The sequence below is a fragment of the Acinetobacter sp. NIPH 284 genome (assembly GCF_000369425.1).
Taxonomy (GTDB): domain Bacteria; phylum Pseudomonadota; class Gammaproteobacteria; order Pseudomonadales; family Moraxellaceae; genus Acinetobacter.
In genome coordinates this window covers 1246856-1265503 of record NZ_KB850011.1, presented here as the reverse complement: position 1 = coordinate 1265503, position 18648 = coordinate 1246856, and the positions used below count along the sequence as shown (strand labels likewise).

Sequence of the window (18648 nt, the reverse complement as noted above, 5' to 3'; positions counted from 1 at the left end):
AAATTTAATGTACTCAACATGATCATGAAAATGGGTGCAATTTTTATGCTGATTTTATTATAGCCATAAAAAAACTGCCTAAACCAAATGTTTTAGGCAGTTTTTAAAACCGAACTAGAATTAAGCTTGGTTTGTGAAGTAATCTTCGCTGAAGTTCATGATTAAGTCAGAACCTGCTTTGATCTTCGCAAGGCGAGAATCAAGTTCTGGCAAAATACGGTCAACAAAGTACTGTGCCAAAGCAAGTTTGTTTTGGTAGAAATCACCAGACTTATCTTTTGCAGCAGCAGCAATCTTAGCAAACATATAAGCAAAGCTAAGTAGACCAACTGCGCTTAAGTAATCTACTGCAGCAGCATTCGGGAAGTCTACATTTTCAGCAGCTTGCTCAATGATGAATTGAGTGATTGCTTCAATTTCAGTTGCAGCATCTAAAGTTGCATCTTTAATGAAGTTTAAGTCAGTGTCTAATGAATTAGCAAAATCACGGATTTCAGCAATATATTCAGCAATGAACGCACCGCCACACTTAATAGTTTTACGACCAATCAAGTCTTGAGATTGAACGCCGTTTGTTCCTTCGTAAATTTGAGAAATACGAAGATCACGGATGCACTGTTCCATACCCCATTCACGAATATAACCGTGGCCACCAAATACCATTTGCGCATCTAAAGTTGCTTGGAATGCAGTATCTGTGAGGTAAGCTTTTGCAATTGGTGTTAACAGCGCAACACGGTCATTGGCTTTCTTCACTGCTTCTGCATCAGTAGAGAATTTAGTGATATCAAGCTGTTGACCTACATATACTGCAAATGCACGAGATGCTTCATTATTTGCACGTACATTCAATAACATACGACGAACATCACCGTGAACTAAGATGCTATCCGCAGGTTTACTTGGAGATTTAACACCAGAAGCACTACGACCTTGTAAACGATCAGTCGCATATTGAGCTGCATTTTGGTAAGCAAATTCAGAAGCACCAAGACCTTGGATACCCATTGATAAACGTTCATAGTTCATCATCACGAACATTGCTGCAAGACCTTCGTTTTCTTTACCAACGAGATAACCTTTTGCAGCATCAAAATTCATCACGCAAGTTGCAGATGCCTTGATCCCCATTTTATGTTCTATTGAGCCAGGACCAACAGGGTTACGCTCACCTAAAGAACCATCTGCATTTACAATGTATTTCGGTACGATGAATAAAGAAATACCACGTGAACCCGCTGGTGCATCAGGTGTTTTTGCAAGAACTAAGTGAATGATGTTTTCAGCGAGGTCGTGATCACCACCTGTGATGAAGATCTTAGTACCTGTAATGTTATACGTACCATCTTCGTTGCGTTCAGCTTTAGTTTTAATGATCCCTAAATCTGTACCTGCATGCGGTTCAGTTAAGCACATGGTGCCTGACCATTCGCCAGAGTAGATTTTAGGTAAATACGTTTCTTTCTGTTCTTGTGATGCATAACTGCTTAACGCCATGCCTGCACCCACAGACAGTAGTGGATACAACAAGAATGATGGGTTGGTGGCAAAGAGCATTTCATCTGACAATACTGTCAGCATTTTTGGCATGCCTTGACCGCCCCATTCCTCATCAGCACCTAGGCCAATCCAACCACCTTCAGCGTATTGACGGAATGCTTCTTTAAATCCTTCTGGTGTGAATACTTCACCGTTAACCCAACGTGCACCTTCTTCATCACCAGTACGGTTTAATGGATGCGTCACGTTTTGGGCAAACTTTGCCATTTCTTCTAAAATTGCTTCGGCGGTTGCAGCATCTACATGAGCAAGATTCTCATTAGACTGCCAGAATTGTTCTGCTTTAAATACATCATTTAAGATGAATTTCATGTCTGCTAAAGGTGCATTGTAAATTGGCATAATCATTCCTTTTTACGCACATGTCATGTGCAAAGTGATCAAATAAAACGAACAAATAAATTGAATAATGTAAATTTAGCATTGATTAAACAAAAAAAGGACGGTCAAAACTGACCAGTCCTTTTTCTGTGATGAACGTTGCATCTCACTCTAATCTATGATTAGAACGCGAAGTGTTCCGCATCAAGTTCAAACAATGGCGCAACACCAGTTGAAAGTACATCTACATGTGAGCGAACACGTGGCAGGATCTTCTTGAAGTAGAAGCGAGCAGTCGTTACTTTTGCATTGTAGAAGTCAACGTCAGTGGTGCCTTCAGCTAGTTTCTCCTGAGCAACCAATGCCATACGAGCCCATAGGTAAGCAAGCGTTACATAGCCAGAGAAATACATGTAATCAACTGCAGCTGCACCAACTTCATCAGGGTTTTGCATTGCGCGCATACCGATTTGCATCGTGATATCGCCCCATTCTTTGTTTGCAGCAGCCAATGGTGCAAGGAATTCTTGCATTGCTGCGTTGTCTTTGTTTGCTTCAACAAATTTATGGATGATCTTAGTGAAGTCTTTTAACATTGCACCTTGAGTTTGCAATACTTTACGACCTAACAAGTCAAGTGCTTGGATTTCAGTAGTACCTTCGTATAAGCAAGCAATACGTGTATCACGTACGATTTGCTCCATACCGTGCTCAGAAATAAAGCCATGGCCACCAAAGATTTGAACCCCATGATTTGCAGATTCGTAACCAGTTTCAGTTAAGAATGCTTTTGCAATTGGCGTCAATAAAGACAAGATGTTGTCAGAGAATTTACGATCTTCTTCAGTTGCACCTTGTTCAACGATATCTGCGTGTAGAGACAACAGATACACTAGTGCGCGACCACCTTCTGCAAATGCTTTCTGGGTCAACAGCATGTTACGTACCGCAGGATGCACAATGATTGGATCTGCTTCTTTTTCAGGCGCTTTAGGACCAGAAAGTGAACGCATTGCTAAACGATCTTTCGCATATGCTAAAGCACCTTGGAAAGAACCTTCAGATGCAGCAAGACCTTGAACGGCTGTACCAATACGTGCAGTGTTCATGAATGTGAACATGCAGTTTAGGCCGCGGTTTTCTGGTCCGATCAAGTAACCTTTTGCTTTATCAAAGTTGATCACACAAGTTGCGTTACCATGGATACCCATTTTGTGTTCGATCGAACCACAACGTACAGCATTGCGCTCGCCAACTGAACCGTCAGCATTGACATGGAACTTAGGTACGATAAACAGCGAGATACCTTTAGTGCCTTTAGGTGCTCCTGGTAAACGTGCAAGAACAATATGGACAATGTTCTCTGCCATGTCATGTTCACCAGCAGAGATAAAGATTTTCTCGCCAGAGATTGCATAGCTGCCGTCTGCTTGTGGTTCAGCTTTGGTGCGGATAATACCCAAGTCAGAACCTGCATGTGATTCAGTAAGACACATGGTACCTGTCCAAACACCAGATACTAGGTTGGGTAAATAAGTTGCTTTTTGTTCATCTGAACCGTGATGTTCTAAAGTACGTACCGCACCATGAGAAAGACCAGGGTACATACCCCAAGACCAGTTGGCAGTACCTACCATTTCAGAAATCACGTTTCCTAGAGAAACAGGTAGACCTTGACCGCCATATTGCTCTTCAGCAGAAAGAGATGGGAAACCAAGTTCGATATATTTTTGATACGCTTCTTTAAAGCCTGTAGGTGTTGTAACAACACCGTCATTCCAAGTACAACCTTCACGATCGCCTGATTGGTTGATAGGAGAAAGTTCATTCTCACAGAAATCAGCTGCTGCTTCTAAATATTGATCAACCAATTCGCGGCTTACGGTGCCTTGAAATGCAGGAAGTTTTGCGTAATGTGCTTCAGCATTTAATAATTCGTGCAATACGAACTGCATATCACGTAAGGGTGCTTTGTATTGTGGCATAGCATTTTCCTCAATACTGGTTAAACCAGAGTTATAATCTTAGTCAATGATAAATGTGCCTAATGGCAGCATTTTGTACCGCTAATCGTGCAGCAAGTCATCGTTCGGTACAAGCTTTAACAGGGCATTTCTTAGTGACTGTAAAGTCAAAGATAATGCTTAAATTATTTTAAAGCGTATTGATTGTAGGCAGTTTGCGTTGAATTCGCTCGTAATAATATGCAAAAAATCGTAAGCAGCTGTGTAATTAAAAATAATTGACTCTGCAAATAAATTAAAAGGCGCTTGAGGCGCCTTGATAACGAAATAATATTATGTTCTTACATAGGCTTAACGTTTGAATTGCGATTTCTCAGGCGTAAAGCGAACGTCACAAGTACCTTTAATTACACGATTATTCCACTGAACATTCACACGCTCACCGATGCGTTTACCCTGACAGGCTTTCTCGATCTGTGCTCTCTGTAATCGATGTTCTTCACGCATTTGTTCTCGTCGTTCTTCACGATGTTCGCGCTTAGCTTGCCATTCTGCACGTTGTTCTGGGGTTAGTGGTTGACGTTGCATTTCGTGGCGGTGGCGGTCATGATTCATTGCTTGTTCTGAAGGTGTTACTTGGCAGGCAGCCAAACCTAAAACAGAACCGAGAAGAGTTGTCATTAATACAATTTTTGTCTTGTTCATTATTTTATCCTGCGTAGTCAGTTAAGATTCGATTGTTAAAGATTAGATAATAAAGATGAAGAAAGAATGGAGAGTTTTTTTGAACCATGTTGGTTACAATCCATAAATAGAACACTATTGAGATTTCGCTTTTGAATGTTCGTCGCATGCCTTTAGCCATACGTTTATTTTTAACGGTATTACTGACTACCTTAGTGATTGCAACAATCAGTTTAGGGGTATTGCATTGGACCATGCAAAAGAACTTCGCACGTTATGTTGCTGATGTGGAAATGCAAAAATTAGATCGTTTGATTGCGAATTTAGGTAATGTTTATACGGTTTATCATGACTGGGGGAATGCCATTCAGGCGCAGATTTTACAAATTGAAGGGAACGCAGCACCTGATGATTATGATCGCTTGTCTCAGTGGTGGTTGCGCCGTCAGTATGATATTGCCTTACAACAACGTTATTTTAATGACCATACCTTATTAACGCTTTCCCCCACTTTAGCTCAAAACAACACCGAATTAAAAAATCGTCAGATTTTTAATGATGAAGAATTAAAGATTCTTAAACAAAATTTACCATCAGAATATCAACCCTTTGAAGGCTTACGTTTTCCTTTGAGCCCGAGCCAATTTCGGTTAAAGAAAGATGCGAAAGATGACAAGCAAGAGACTAAATCTAGTTCATCATCTGAACATGTTAAAAAGCGTTTTGTGTCAATTCCAGATCGTTTAGGTTTAAGTTCAAGACTGTCTTTATATGATGAAAAACACCAATTTATTGTGGGCGAACCTGCAACTGATCAAATAGCCTACCGTCCAATTATGGTCGATCAAAAAGTTGTTGGTTATCTCGGCTTAAAACCCGTATTGGATCAGGATGATGCATCAAGTATCAATTTCTTTAGTAATCAAAAGCGTTATTTACTTTTAGTTTATGCCTTAACCGTGCTTTCTAGTCTGGTGGCGGCATTATTGATGGCAACTTATTTTAAAAAGCCAATTCAACGTTTGCTCAATGCGACGTTGGAATTAACGCGTGGAAATTACCAACATCAGGTTGTGATTAAGCGAAATGATGAATTGGGAGATTTATCGAATCAACTGAATCATTTGGCTGATATTTTGCATCAGCATGAAGAGTCTCGCCGTCAATGGGTCGCAGATACTTCTCACGAATTAAAAACGCCTTTGGCTGTGTTACAAGCACAGATTGAAGCGATGCAGGATGGAATTCGTAAAGCAACACCCGAGCATCTTGATGCAATGATGCGTCAAGTGAGTAGTTTAAAGAAGCTAACACAAGATTTGGCGGATTTAGCACAGGCAGATGCGCAGCAGTTAAAATGCTATTTTGCTGAAGTCAATCCATGGGATGTCGTACTGCAAGAAGTTGAGAATTTTAAACCTACATTTGAACAAAAGCAGTTTGATGTTTCACTCTCAGGCGAAGGAATAAGCCTATCTTTAGATCGAGATCGTTTTAAACAGATCATTGTTAACTTGCTTGGAAATTGTGTACGTTACACAGAACAAGGTGGAAAAATACAGATTCATACTCAACAAAATGAGCATGAATGGATATTGTATGTGGATGATAGCCCATTTGGGGTAAGTGATGAGCAGTTGGCGCGTTTAGGCGAGCGTTTCTATCGTGTGGATGATTCACGCACACGTAGCACTGGCGGAACGGGTTTAGGTTTGGCTTTGTCTTGTAAACTTGCGCAGGCTTTAGGTGGTTCACTTACTTTTAATCATTCACCTTTAGGTGGATTGCGTTGTGTGCTGACTTTCCCAAAATTAATTAAATAACTTTTTTGATCCTCTTTGCTTGAGGACGATGGATAGGATGAAAACCATGAAGCATATTATGTTGGTTGAAGATGAGGTTGAACTAGCGCAGTTGGTTCGTGATTATTTAGAGGCGGCTGGTTTTGAAGTCAGTATGTTTCATGATGGTCAGGATGCTTATACCCAGTTTCAGCAACGTAAACCAAGCTTAATGATTTTGGATTTGATGGTTCCGCGTATGGATGGTTTAACCATTTGCCGTAAAGTACGTGAACAATCTGATTTACCGATTATTATGGTAACTGCGCGTACTGAAGAAATTGATCGTGTTTTAGGCTTAAATATGGGAGCAGATGACTATATTTGTAAACCATTTAGTCCGAAAGAGTTGGTTGCACGTGTACAAGCTGTTTTGCGTCGTTTAGAGCGTAAGGCAGAACCTGATCAAAATGATTTATTTCGTATCGATAAAGCACAGCAACGTATTTGGTATCAACAAAAAGCATTAACTTTAACACCGACTGAATTCCGTTTATTGGAATTATTTTTGGAGCATCTCGGTCAAGTCTATTCACGTGCCCAATTATTAGATCATATTAACCCAGATAGTTTTGATGTGGCAGATCGTGTAATTGACAGTCATATTAAAAATCTTCGTCGGAAAATTACTGAAGCTGCCGAAACAGGTAATCGTCATGAATGGATTCAGGCGGTTTATGGCGTAGGTTATCGTTTTGAATATCCTGATGAGTAAGTAGTTTTACTTTATCCTGTGGATAACCACAACATTATCCACAGAAATTGTGGATAATTTCTGATGAATTCTCAGCAAGGGCGATGTGCTTTATCAACCTATTTTAGATTAACAACATGTCTGAGCCGCGATAGCGGCACTAAGTACATCAAAATTATTCATCATTAAGACGAACAACTTACCATCACCTCAGGCACATCACTTGGTAAAGGTGCAGTATCTTGTTCAGATTCCAAATCAGGCTGTTTTTGATAAGGCTGATTGAGTAGCTTAAATAAACGATCAACTTCACTAAAATCACCACGTTCGGCTAGTTCAATCGCTTTTTGTGCCATGTGGTTGCGTAAAATATAATGAGGATTAGCGCTTTGCATAACTCGATCTAACTCGTCTATATCTTGAGTTTTGCGAATCTCCTGATATTGATGTAGAAAAGCATCAAACTGACGTAGATCTAAGCAATCATCACGGAGTGTTTTATATTCCTTGTTCTGTAGGCGAATAAAACTTTGCGTATAGTCGAGTTGTTCCGTTTGCAAAATTCGCAAGAATGCAAAACTACAATCTAAACTGTCTTTATGAAAATGGGGGAGTCCCATCTTCTCGCAGAGTCCTTGACCATAATGATGTAAAAAGATTGGTTCAAATTGTTCTAAGCAAGTCGCTAAATCTTGTTTGAATTGTTCTTTATGCTCAGGTGTGGCTAACGATATGAGATTGTTTAACCATGTCCACAAATTCCAATGTCCAATACTTGGTTGGTTTTGATAGATATAACGACCTTGGTAATCGGAGTGGTTATTAATCCAGTTTGGTCGAAAGCGTTCCATAAATCCATAAGGACCAAAATCTAAGGTTGAGCCTGTAATATTTAAATTATCGGTATTCATTACACCATGCGCAAAACCGACTAATTGCCATTTGGCGATCATGATTGCTGTACGTTCAATGACAGCTTTAGCGAAACCCAGAACAGGGTTCTCAGCTTCTAGGCATTCTGGATAATGCCATTCGATACACTTTTGCGTAAATTCAGTTAAAAGTTCAGGTGCATATTGATTGATCCACTCAAAATGACCGAAACGGATATGACAGTCTGAGGTGCGTAACAACATTGCACCAAGTTCAAGAGTTTCACGTTGTACACCTTGTGTCGATGTGGTGAAACCAACGGCATGACTTGAAGCCACGCCAAGCGCATTCAGTGCATGACCTGCTAGATATTCACGAATCACTGAGCGCAGTACCGCACGGCCGTCACCCATACGAGAGTAGGGGGTGGAACCAGCACCCTTGAGGTGTAGATCAATGGTTTGTCCATGTTGATTTAGAATTTGTCCAATCAATAAACCACGCCCATCCCCTAATTGTCCTGCCCATTGACCAAACTGATGTCCTGCATAGACCATGGCCAAAGGGGGAAATTCGGCAAAGGTTTTTTGCCCGCTACAAATCTCAACCCAGTTGGCTTTATCCTCTTCATTCCATTGCAATTCATCCGCTAACGCTTCGTTAAAGTGCCCTGCCTTTGCGCCACGTAAAGGGCTGGGCTGTTGCTGGTGATAAAGCTTTGAATTGAGAGATGAATAGCGAGGATTGAAATGCATAGGTCAATATCATGGCAAGAAGCTGAATGATGACTATAACAAAGATAAGTCTAAAATAGTGAATTGTGATTATGAACTGAGTCTTTAAATAGGCATAAAAAATGGCCTCTAAAGAGACCATTTTATTGAGTATTTTTTATTCTGAAACTGGTGCTTTTTTGATATTACGCACTAAAGTTTCTAGACATTCACGATGGTGTGCAAGGCGATGTTCAAGCAGTTGGAAATCAACTTTAAGTTTATGATCCATTTGATGGATTTTTTCAGCCATTGCCGCTTTTTTTGCTTGTAGCTCTTGCTCTTTCAACTTGGCCCAATCGTTTAGAGTCAATGTAAAAGCTTCATATTCTTGAGCAATACGTTGTTTCATCTGAGCAATATCAGTGTTCACATCGTGACCATAAATTGCGAGGTCTTGTTCAGCATATTTAAACTTCATCGCAAGCTCTGCTTTTTGGATATTAAAGCTTGGAATACGACGTAAGTTTTTCGCTAAGCCTAACTTGGAACTTGTCCAAATTAGCCATTTGGTAGGGTCATATTGCCACCATTTAACACCATTACGGTAATCGTATTGGAAAATATGGTGATAGTTATGATAGCCCTCACCCCAAGTGAGAATCGCTAGGATAAAATTATCACGTGCGGTATTTTCGTCAGTATAAGGGCGTTTACCCCACATATGACATAAAGAGTTAATGAAGAAGGTGACATGATGGCTAAGGAATAAACGAACTAAACCACCCAAAAGTAACACACCCCAGATATCACCAACTAACCAACCGACAGGCAACAAAATACCTGCATGCACAGCAATCACTAAAGGAACATAATATTTATCTTGGAACATGACTAATTTGTCATTTAACAAATCAGGTGCATTTTTATAATTTGGTTCGGCAGCAGGGTAGTTACGTAACATCCAACCCATATGTGCATACCAGAATCCATTATTAATCGAGTATGGATCTTGGTCTACATCGTCAACATGACGGTGATGTGTACGATGACCTGAAGCCCAAAATAAGATACTATTTTGAACTGCAAAAGTACCCATAATCATAAGAATGATTTTTAAAGGTAGAGTTGCTTCATAAGCACGGTGTGCCCATAAGCGATGATAGCCAGCAGTGATACCTAAACTGCTTACACCTAGTAAGACAAACATGCTAATCCATGCGCCCATACTAAAGTCATGATAATAGGTATAAATTGGAATCGAAATGAGCGCAACAACTGGTAAGAATACCAGTGCGAAAATTGCAATCCAATTAATGGGTGCTTTCTTGAGTGGGGCGGAAGTCATATCCGTCAGCGCTCCTAAAAACCTTGTTTACACAAGATATAAAAACCAAACGAGATAGCAAAACCAATCATGACGATATATTGCTATTTTATGCTCGATATTAGCATGCTCAGATTAGATAACACTAGTATTATTCTACAGTTGTACTGAAAGAACAGTAACAGAATTCGTTTGTTGAATTAATCAATAAATTAAAAGGCGAAATAAATCAATGTCAGAACAAATAAGCGTGAAAAATACAATTTATTCTTTGAATAAGTTTTTTCACAAAACTTTAATATTATCTTGTGCTTTGCTACTTACTGCATGCCAAAGTCAACCGACACAGATCACTAAAAATAGCTTACATCCAAAACGTGTAAGTGAATTGCCTCCTATGCAAGTTCGTAAAAGCAACGATGGTATTCAAGAGGTGAATTGGCAAATAACCATGATTCAAAATAAACGTGCTTTATTCTTCAATCAATACCCAAGTTTTATACTGAATTCAGTGACTAAAACCATTTCAGGTCATACGGGCTGCAATAACATTTATGGAAGTTATCAATATGATCTTAGCCAAAGGAAAATGAGTTTTGATGTGAGAGCGCAGCACTTAAGTTGTGATAAAGCATTAGCACAAGAAGCAGATCTGATGGATGCGATGCAGCGGATTGAACGTTTCCAAATTGAAGGGACGAATTTGTATTTATTAGATGCGAAAGGGCAGCGTTTAATTCAGGCGCAATCTAAAAAATAAAATTAGTTGTCGGAATAAATTCCATACTTTTATAAAGTTAGATGTTGCAACATGGTGCTCGGGAAATCAGTGATTAACCCTTGAATGCCCAATTGTTGTAGATGTTTGGCACGTTCAACGTCATTAACTGTCCAGACACTCACAGCAAGTTCGGCTTGCTGTGTAAACTGAATAATTTGATCAGTTGCCAGTTGATCTTTCCAACCAATTTGGTGGCACTCATATTGTTGAGCAAGCTCGATTGCGTATTCCCCAATTGGAATTTCAACCAACAGACCACGTTTAAAATGACTTTGATGTTGTTGTAATGCCGCTAAAATTTTTACATCAAAACTCGTAATTGTGGCAGTTTGTTCAAAGCCGACTAAATCTTGGTGTAATTCTAGAATTAAACGCTCAGCCGCTACTTCATCTGCAACTGCTTTAATTTCAACTTCAATATGTTCAAAATCAGTTAAACAATCCATTACATGGGGCAGGCTAGGTGTGTATTCTTCAAATCCCCAAGCCTGCCATTGATGGCGATGATCAAATTGCTGAGCTTCAGACAAATTACAGTTTTCAACATGCTGTGATTTACCCGTGGTACGAACAAAATCATCATCATGAATCACCACCAATTGGTCATCTTTGAGTTGACGCACATCAAACTCAACTGCACGTACACCTAAATCATGCAAGTAACGGAAGCCTCCTAACGTATTTTCAGGAGCTTCACCACGTGCGCCACGATGACCAATGATTCGCATTTTGATTTACCTTAAAATAATTATGCTTGATCAATACTATCATTAATGTTTTTTTGCCAAAGCACTTCACTACCGCCTTCTGCACGTTGCAAAGCACGTGAGGCAACAAATAACCAGTCGGATAAACGGTTCAAGAGTTGTAATGCAGTAGCTTGAATATTTTGATCACGATTGTGTACTGACATCAAAGTGCGTTCTGCGCGGCGGCATACAGCACGAGCTTGATGTGCATAACTACATGCTAGGCTACCTGAAGGCAAGATAAACTCTTTGAGCATTGGCAGAGATTCATTCATGTGATCAATTTCTTTTTCGAGAAACTCGATACAAATTGGTTGGAGTAAATGATAGTTTGGAATACAAACTTCACCACCTAAATCAAATAACCAATGTTGGATCAAGCTTAAACTTTTATCCCAATCAGGTTTATTTTCAATTTGAGATGCGCTGATTTGTGCTCTTAATACACCAATCGTGGCATTAAGTTCATCTACATCACCTAGCGCATTAATTCGTAAGTCATCTTTAGCGACACGTGAGCCATCCCCAAGTCCTGTTGTGCCTGAATCACCTGTACGTGTATAGATTTTACTTAAACGATGTCCCATGAAGCTGTCCTACAAATAAAAAGGGGATAATGTCGGTCAGAACATTACCCCGAAATTGGAGTTAAGAAAATATTTTTATTGTCTAGATTGCACGATTAATAACGAAGAGTGACACCCACAGAAGCTTGGCGACCACCGTTTACATACCAACCATCACCAAAATTATCAGCAGTTCTGTACTCAACATCACCCATATTCTCAATATTACTGAAAACTTTAATATTAGGGTTGATATTCCAGTACATGTTTAAATCAACGGTTGCATAACCAGGAGCTTTAACTTTATTGGCATTATCTGCATAAATATCTGAGCGTGCGATAATTGAGGCGCTTATTCCATAAATTGAATTTTCAAGTCCAGTCGTTAAAGTGAGGGTCTGTTTAGGCTTATATGCAACTCTCAGATCAGTCTTTTTATCTTTTGAATCAACATAAGCGTATTCTGTGTTTAGGAATAGGTCATCTTTTTTCCATTTAAGACCTAGCTCACCGCCATTGATTTCAGCTTTATCTATGTTGATATACGTTGAGTTCGGGCTTGAGTATTTATAGCTGATTAAATCTTTTATTTCAGTATGGTAAGTAGATAAAAAGGCATTTAGGTTTTGCCCAATTCTTTGATCTACACCAATTTCATAGGAAATACTTTCTTCTGGTTTGAGATCAGGATTACCATAGGTATTTCCATAGGACTTTTCTGAAAAATAATAGAGTTCTGTCAGGGATGGTGCTTTAAAAGCTGATCCGATACTGGCATAAATACTTGTTTCGGGTAATACTTGATAACGAACAGCTCCTTGACCGATTGTATGTGTACCGAATAGTTCATTATCTTCAGTACGAACACCAACCTGAGTATTTAGCTTATCTGTCTTATACTGATGTTGAACATAATAACCGGTAGAATCGATACTTTGTTTTTTATCTTTTACATCATTACTTTTAAAATCTGATTTTAGATAAGTTACACCTGCGAGTAGATTATTCTTAGAGTCTATATTCCAGTTTAAGTTTAGATCACCTTCATTGTTTTCTGTATCAAAGTGGTCTGGATCACTATCTTTTACTTGTTGGTTATCAATAAAGTTTGAATAACGTGCAGATAATGTAAGGTTCTCAGTAACACCATATTGAATGCTTGAATTAATTAGGCGATTCTCAAATATACGCTCTGCATTATTTTTGCTGATCATGTAATTGTAGAATTGACTCAGCCCTTCATTCTGACTGATTGACAGGTCAGTTTTAATATTCTTTTTATTGTCGTAACCTACTTTCGCACTATAACCTTTCTGATCATAAGCGGCTTTTTGATCTTTGCTTTGATTATCTAGAACTCGTGTTCCATCACTTTCTAGACGTTGTCCTCTAATTTGTGTATAAAAACCATCTTGAATAAGGTCAGCTCCCGCAATGGCTTTATAGGTATTATTTTCCCCATAGATACCTGTAATAAAACCGCTATTTTTTGTTGGAGTTGAGGTTATCATTTGAGCCACTCCACCAATTGCCTCTGTTCCATATTGTACAGAGGCTGGACCTTTAAGAATTTCTATCTGTTCAAGATCAGATGAATCAAGAAATGATGGATAAATTGCAGCAAGGTGGTTTTGGCTATTTAGACGAGCGCCATCTTTTAATATGAGAGTGTGATTTGGTCGAGTTCCACGAATTGAGATTTCTGTGATCTGACCTATTCCGCCACTTTGTTTGACAAAAACAGAAGGATCACGCTGAATTAAATCTGATAAGTTGAGAGCAGGATTCTTTTCAATCGTTTTTTGATCAATCACAGTCAGACGTGCAGGCACATCCTTGATTTTTTGTTCAGTACGGGATGCCGTCACCACAATGGTATCAAGCGAGACAGTTTTATCTGTTGACTGATCCTGGGCAAAAGCGACTGAAGAAAACCCCATCGCAATAGCGATAGCGCCAACTAAGCGTGTTGGCTGGAAAGAAATAGACATGTGCGCTCCAGACATTCATTCCTCGTGAATGTTTAAAGTGGATAAGTACAACAAGCAGGTCTTCGGACTTCACTATAATCATCTTGAAAGATGATAGACTGATCACCTTCCCACATCATCAGATGCAGTGGTTTGGCTGCTAAGCTAAGATCAGCATTTCAGTGTTACCGTTGCGAGGACAGTGTTGGAGTTTCACCAACTTCCCTATAAGCAAAGCAATTTGCTTTAGACTTGTTGCAAGATGGTGCAAGTATAGAGTGTTCACGTTTTTTAAACAATTGCATTTGGAAATGAACTTTGACCAAAGTATGTCAAATTGCTTTACAATGTGAGAGTAGTAAATAGTCATCTCAAATTGGACATCAAATGCGTCAAACCCAACTCCGAACTCGCGCCAAGATTTGTGGAATCACGCGGACTCAAGATATTGATGCTGTTGTGCAAGCAGGAGCAGATGCGATTGGATTGGTATTTTTTCCCCCAAGCCCGCGTCATGTCAGTATTGAACAAGCGCAAATTTTGGCAAGCTCAGTACCCGCTTATGTTCAGTTGGTCGGTTTATTTGTAAATGCAAGCGCAGAAGAAATCCAAACAGTGCTTGATTCAGTTCCGTTGGATGTATTACAACTACATGGTGATGAAACACCTGAACAATGCCAACAAATTGCGTTGCATTGCAAACGCCGTTGGTACAAAGCCATTCAGGTTAGACCTGATTTAGACATTTTGACCGAAATTCAACGCTATCAAGCTGTGGGAGCCAGTGCGGTTCTACTTGATGCGTGGCATCCTGATTTAAAAGGTGGAACAGGGCACTGTTTCGATTGGAATAAATTTCCAAAACTTGATATTCCACTAATCTTGGCAGGGGGCTTAACCCCTGAAAATGTGAGTGACGCTATTGATACTACAGCAGCTTTTGCTGTGGATGTCAGCGGAGGCGTAGAGTCCGCTAAAGGTATAAAAGACCAACAACTCATTGAAAAATTTATGCAAGGAGTCCAACGTGGATCAGCAAAACCTTAGTCAACAAAATCAGGCGATTGACTACACCCAGTTTCCAGATGCTCAGGGGCATTTTGGTATTCATGGTGGGCGTTTTGTGTCAGAAACGCTTATGGCTGCACTTGAAGACTTAGAAAGTCTTTATGGTCGTATGAAAAATGATGCTCAGTTTTTAGCAGAGTTTGACCGTGATCTTGCGTTTTACGTTGGTCGTCCAAGTCCACTTTATCATGCTGAACGATGGTCTCAGCACCTCGGCGGTGCGCAAATTTACTTAAAACGTGAAGACCTAAACCATACTGGCTCTCATAAAGTAAATAATACGATTGGTCAGGCTTTATTGGCAAAACTGTCGGGTAAAAAACGTATCATTGCTGAAACAGGTGCTGGTCAACATGGTGTTGCGACCGCAACCATCGCTGCTCGCTTGGGTATGGAGTGCGTGGTGTACATGGGTGCTGAAGATGTAAAACGTCAGGCGATGAATGTCTATCGCATGCGTTTGCTTGGCGCAAAAGTTGTACCAGTGCAAAGCGGATCCAAAACTTTAAAAGATGCATTGAATGAAGCGATGCGCGATTGGGTCACCAATGTTGATACGACTTATTATGTCATTGGTACGGTTGCTGGTCCGCACCCATATCCACAGCTTGTACGTGATTTCCAATCAATCATTGGTCGTGAAGCACGTCAACAGATCCAAGCACAAGCAGGGCGTTTACCTGATGCCTTGGTTGCTTGTGTGGGCGGAGGTTCAAATGCAATGGGCTTGTTCTATCCATTCCTGAATGATCAGGATGTGAAAATGTACGGTGTTGAAGCGGCAGGTTTCGGCATTGAAACAGGCAAACACTCAGCGCCATTGAATGCAGGCCATGTGGGTGTATTACATGGTAACCGTACTTACCTCATGTCGGATGAGCAAGGTCAGATTATTGAAACACATAGTATTTCAGCAGGTTTGGATTATCCAGGTGTTGGTCCAGAGCATAGTTTCTTAAAAGATATGCATCGTGTTGAATATGTTCCAATTAAAGATGATGAAGCCTTACAAGGCTTCCGTGATTTAACACAGATTGAAGGCATCATTCCTGCGCTTGAAAGTTCACATGCGATGGCTTATGTCACTAAGCTTGCCCCAACGATGTCGAAAGACCAAATCATTATTGCAACAGTTTCAGGTCGTGGCGATAAAGACTTAATGACCGTTGCGAAAATTGATGGTATTCCGATGGTCGACTTATAATATCGAATATTTGTATGATAGTATTGTATAAATAGTGTCCCTAGACAACATCGATATTTATGTTGTGACTGGTTGTACATGGACGTATAACACGATAATAATCATACAGGACTGCGGAGGATGAAATACCCTCTACTCAAATATATCAATAAAATTTTTCTTGCAATGCTGGACTGGGATTTGGTTAAAAAATCTCAGGCCATATTGTGGTATGCCAGTTTTACCGGCCTTATCATCTATTTTATGCAAATAAAATATATGTATCATCCTTTGGCAAATACAGGGTTGTTACTTAAACTTCAGTGGTTATATCCCGGTATATTTGTTCTAAATACTTTCTTAATTTTATTTGGCTTTTTTATTAAAAATAAACCAGAAGCACATATTTATTATGTGTTGTTTTTGTCTGTTTATTATCCATGTTCATTGTTGGGTTTACCTATAGGTATTGGACTGTTAAATCTCCTTAATGGGGTGATCTTCATGGGGATTATACTGACTGCATTATTATTATATCCCCGATTTGTGGTTTATTTTGGCCTGATTGTCTATGTTGTCGTATATTACCTTTTATCTGGGCTGACGGTGACTGGGTATCTGGATTATGCGCTGGCCTATAAACCTTATACCTTGTTGCATAAGGATGTTCAAAATACCCAGATTATTTACTCCATGTTTTATACCACCTTATATGCTGCATTCACCATCACCTTGTTTGATATTAGTGTGGAGCGTTGGCGGCGCTATAATTCAAAAATAGAAAAACTCAGTTGTACTGATGAGTTAACAGGGCTGTTGAATCGCCGTGGGGTCAATGAGATTATTGATTTACAGATGCAGCAGGCACAAATTACCCATCGAGAAACATCGTTGATTATGGTGGATATTGATAATTTTAAAAATATTAATGATCAATATGGACATCATCAAGGAGATTTGGTTTTAAAACATGTCGCAAATATACTGCGAAAAAATTTACGAGCCAGTGATGTGATTGGACGTTATGGTGGTGAGGAGTTTGTCATTTTATTACCATTTACTTCTATTGAAAATGCAGTGTTGTTGGCAGAGGTATGTCGTAAAGCATTAGAGCAAACCGCAGTTGAAGTGAAAGAAAATGAAATGCTTTATATCAAGGCGTGTTTTGGGGTAAGTAGTACAGCTTTTAGTGGTTTTGATTATACAGGCTTGTTTGAGCAAGCAGATAAGGCGATGTACCAAGCCAAACGGAATGGTAAAAATCAGGTCAGAACGGCATTTACGTTATAATTGAGTTGGGGAAATCTTGTGAAATTGATACAGAAAAATGGTCAGCCTCGTTATGGGCGTTTTGATCAGATACCTTCACAGATCAATTTGGATGACTATATTTATAAAACGCCTTATGGCCAAGTACTAAAAGGCTGGCGCAAGCAGCTTAAATATAAAAAATTTAAATTCTGTGGTTTACAACATGAGCATTACAGCATTGGTATTGCGATTGTCGATCTATCATGGGCGGGGCATGGCTTTTTCTATGTTTATGATCATCTTTCTAAAAAAGTAATCGAATGGAATGCGATTCAGCCATTAGCGTTGAAAACCCAACTCGATGAACAACCTTTATTTAGTCAAAGCTATTTTAAAAAATCGGCTTATCAATTTGATATGCAACACGCCAATGGTGTGCGTTATATCCAAGTGACCAAACATGGTGAAGTACAACTGAAAGCGCGTATTTTTTGTGCAGGTACGGATGTACTCAGTTTATGTAGCCCAACAGGGATTAATGGTTGGACATATACGCAAAAACAAACCACTTTGGCAGTAGAAGGCTTTTTCATTAGCCCAGATCAACAGCAGATCGAGTTCAATGCGCATAGTCTTGCTGCACTCGATGATACCTGTGGTTTTTTACGACCTGAAACCGCTTGGTTTTGGTTGTCTTGTCAGTTCCGTGATGCAAATGATCGCCGCATTGGCTTGAATCTCGCATCAGGTGTCAATGAAAGTTTTGGTAATGAAAATGCATTGTGGGTTGATGGTCGTTTATATCCACTCACTGATATTTTATTTGAGCAACAAAATGAAAATTGTTGGTCAATTCGTTCTTTGGATGAGCGATTAAATTTGCTCGTTGAAACAGGTTGGTGTCGTTTTGAGAATATTAACCTACGCCTGATTGGTAGTCAGTTTAATCAGTGGCAAGCGAAAGTCTGCGGTACGATTGAACATGAAAATGTTGAACTGGTGATGTTAAATCAAGAATATGGGTTGTTAGAACAGCATTATGCGAAGTGGTGATAATGACAGAAAGAATCCCCTAAATTCAAAGGGGATTCTTTTGATACGTG

At 39.6% G+C, this 18648-nt stretch carries 15 protein-coding genes and 1 riboswitch; of the genes, 7 read left to right on the top strand and 8 right to left on the bottom strand.

Going from position 1 to position 18648, the window contains the following annotated elements; genetic code table 11:
* Positions 1-120: 120 nt before the first annotated feature.
* From F908_RS11945 to F908_RS11935, 3 genes are all read right to left on the bottom strand, one after another.
* The gene (locus F908_RS11945) at positions 121-1902 is read right to left on the bottom strand and encodes an acyl-CoA dehydrogenase C-terminal domain-containing protein (RefSeq protein WP_005162196.1); all 1782 of its coding nucleotides are present in this window, start codon (positions 1900-1902) and stop codon (positions 121-123) included.
* Between the two features lie 161 nt (positions 1903-2063).
* Positions 2064-3866, bottom strand: coding sequence for an acyl-CoA dehydrogenase C-terminal domain-containing protein (locus F908_RS11940; RefSeq protein ID WP_005162190.1), 1803 nt, complete (start codon positions 3864-3866; stop codon positions 2064-2066).
* Between the two features lie 330 nt (positions 3867-4196).
* Positions 4197-4550 (bottom strand): hypothetical protein, encoded by a 354-nt coding sequence (locus F908_RS11935; RefSeq protein WP_005162187.1) that lies wholly within the window; start codon positions 4548-4550, stop codon positions 4197-4199.
* 131 nt (positions 4551-4681) lie between these two features.
* Between F908_RS11935 and baeS the strand changes: the two genes are divergently transcribed.
* Positions 4682-6352: a sensor histidine kinase efflux regulator BaeS gene (baeS, locus tag F908_RS11930; protein ID WP_034602759.1), complete on the top strand. Its 1671-nt coding sequence runs from the start codon at positions 4682-4684 to the stop codon at positions 6350-6352.
* Between the two features lie 46 nt (positions 6353-6398).
* Positions 6399-7085: a response regulator gene (locus F908_RS11925; protein WP_004664800.1), complete on the top strand. Its 687-nt coding sequence runs from the start codon at positions 6399-6401 to the stop codon at positions 7083-7085.
* Between the two features lie 164 nt (positions 7086-7249).
* On the opposite strand, the gene F908_RS11920 is transcribed toward F908_RS11925, so the two are convergent.
* Positions 7250-8692 carry a protein adenylyltransferase SelO gene (locus tag F908_RS11920; RefSeq protein WP_005162180.1) on the bottom strand — a complete coding sequence of 481 codons (1443 nt, stop codon included), beginning with the start codon at positions 8690-8692 and terminating at the stop codon, positions 7250-7252.
* Positions 8693-8828: 136 nt separating this feature from the next.
* Positions 8829-9998 (bottom strand): acyl-CoA desaturase, encoded by a 1170-nt coding sequence (locus F908_RS11915; RefSeq protein WP_005162177.1) that lies wholly within the window; start codon positions 9996-9998, stop codon positions 8829-8831.
* Between the two features lie 211 nt (positions 9999-10209).
* On the opposite strand from F908_RS11915, the gene F908_RS11910 reads away from it, so the two are divergent.
* Positions 10210-10737, top strand: a complete 528-nt coding sequence (locus F908_RS11910; RefSeq protein WP_005162173.1) for an META domain-containing protein — start codon at positions 10210-10212, stop codon at positions 10735-10737.
* 29 nt (positions 10738-10766) lie between these two features.
* Here F908_RS11910 and F908_RS11905 read toward each other — a convergent pair whose 3' ends face one another.
* From F908_RS11905 to F908_RS11895, 3 genes are all read right to left on the bottom strand, one after another.
* On the bottom strand, positions 10767-11486 hold the full coding sequence (locus F908_RS11905; RefSeq protein WP_005162170.1) for a glycerophosphodiester phosphodiesterase: 720 nt from the start codon (positions 11484-11486) through the stop codon (positions 10767-10769).
* 20 nt (positions 11487-11506) lie between these two features.
* On the bottom strand, positions 11507-12094 hold the full coding sequence (locus F908_RS11900; protein ID WP_005162167.1) for a cob(I)yrinic acid a,c-diamide adenosyltransferase: 588 nt from the start codon (positions 12092-12094) through the stop codon (positions 11507-11509).
* 95 nt (positions 12095-12189) lie between these two features.
* Positions 12190-14064, bottom strand: a complete 1875-nt coding sequence (locus tag F908_RS11895; protein ID WP_005162165.1) for a TonB-dependent receptor plug domain-containing protein — start codon at positions 14062-14064, stop codon at positions 12190-12192.
* A 35-nt stretch (positions 14065-14099) separates the two neighbouring features.
* A riboswitch (cobalamin riboswitch) is annotated at positions 14100-14314 on the bottom strand.
* 116 nt (positions 14315-14430) lie between these two features.
* Between F908_RS11895 and F908_RS11890 the strand changes: the two genes are divergently transcribed.
* The 4 genes from F908_RS11890 (at position 14431) to F908_RS11875 (ending at position 18598) form a co-directional block, all read left to right on the top strand.
* Entirely contained in the window at positions 14431-15090 is a 660-nt protein-coding gene (locus F908_RS11890; RefSeq protein WP_005162163.1) for a phosphoribosylanthranilate isomerase, read from the top strand.
* Positions 15071-16315: a tryptophan synthase subunit beta gene (gene trpB / locus F908_RS11885; RefSeq protein ID WP_005162160.1), complete on the top strand. Its 1245-nt coding sequence runs from the start codon at positions 15071-15073 to the stop codon at positions 16313-16315. Before F908_RS11890 ends, trpB begins: the two co-directional genes overlap by 20 nt.
* A 180-nt stretch (positions 16316-16495) precedes the next feature.
* Complete coding sequence (locus F908_RS11880) at positions 16496-17584, top strand: GGDEF domain-containing protein (RefSeq protein WP_228127628.1); 1089 nt, start codon at positions 16496-16498, stop codon at positions 17582-17584.
* An 18-nt stretch (positions 17585-17602) separates the two neighbouring features.
* On the top strand, positions 17603-18598 hold the full coding sequence (locus F908_RS11875; RefSeq protein ID WP_005162156.1) for a DUF2804 domain-containing protein: 996 nt from the start codon (positions 17603-17605) through the stop codon (positions 18596-18598).
* The last annotated feature ends 50 nt before the right edge of the window (positions 18599-18648 follow it).

Bases quoted from the DNA above. Each gene is read 5' to 3' on its own strand.
- F908_RS11945 (WP_005162196.1), bottom strand. From the start codon at position 1,902: ATGCCAATTTACAATGCACCTTTAGCAGACATGAAATTCATCTTAAAT.
- F908_RS11940 (WP_005162190.1), bottom strand. From the start codon at position 3,866: ATGCCACAATACAAAGCACCCTTACGTGATATGCAGTTCGTATTGCAC.
- F908_RS11935 (WP_005162187.1), bottom strand. From the start codon at position 4,550: ATGAACAAGACAAAAATTGTATTAATGACAACTCTTCTCGGTTCTGTT.
- F908_RS11925 (WP_004664800.1), top strand. From the start codon at position 6,399: ATGAAGCATATTATGTTGGTTGAAGATGAGGTTGAACTAGCGCAGTTG.
- F908_RS11920 (WP_005162180.1), bottom strand. From the start codon at position 8,692: ATGCATTTCAATCCTCGCTATTCATCTCTCAATTCAAAGCTTTATCAC.
- F908_RS11915 (WP_005162177.1), bottom strand. From the start codon at position 9,998: ATGACTTCCGCCCCACTCAAGAAAGCACCCATTAATTGGATTGCAATT.
- F908_RS11910 (WP_005162173.1), top strand. From the start codon at position 10,210: ATGTCAGAACAAATAAGCGTGAAAAATACAATTTATTCTTTGAATAAG.
- F908_RS11905 (WP_005162170.1), bottom strand. From the start codon at position 11,486: ATGCGAATCATTGGTCATCGTGGCGCACGTGGTGAAGCTCCTGAAAAT.
- F908_RS11900 (WP_005162167.1), bottom strand. From the start codon at position 12,094: ATGGGACATCGTTTAAGTAAAATCTATACACGTACAGGTGATTCAGGC.
- F908_RS11895 (WP_005162165.1), bottom strand. From the start codon at position 14,064: ATGTCTATTTCTTTCCAGCCAACACGCTTAGTTGGCGCTATCGCTATT.
- F908_RS11890 (WP_005162163.1), top strand. From the start codon at position 14,431: ATGCGTCAAACCCAACTCCGAACTCGCGCCAAGATTTGTGGAATCACG.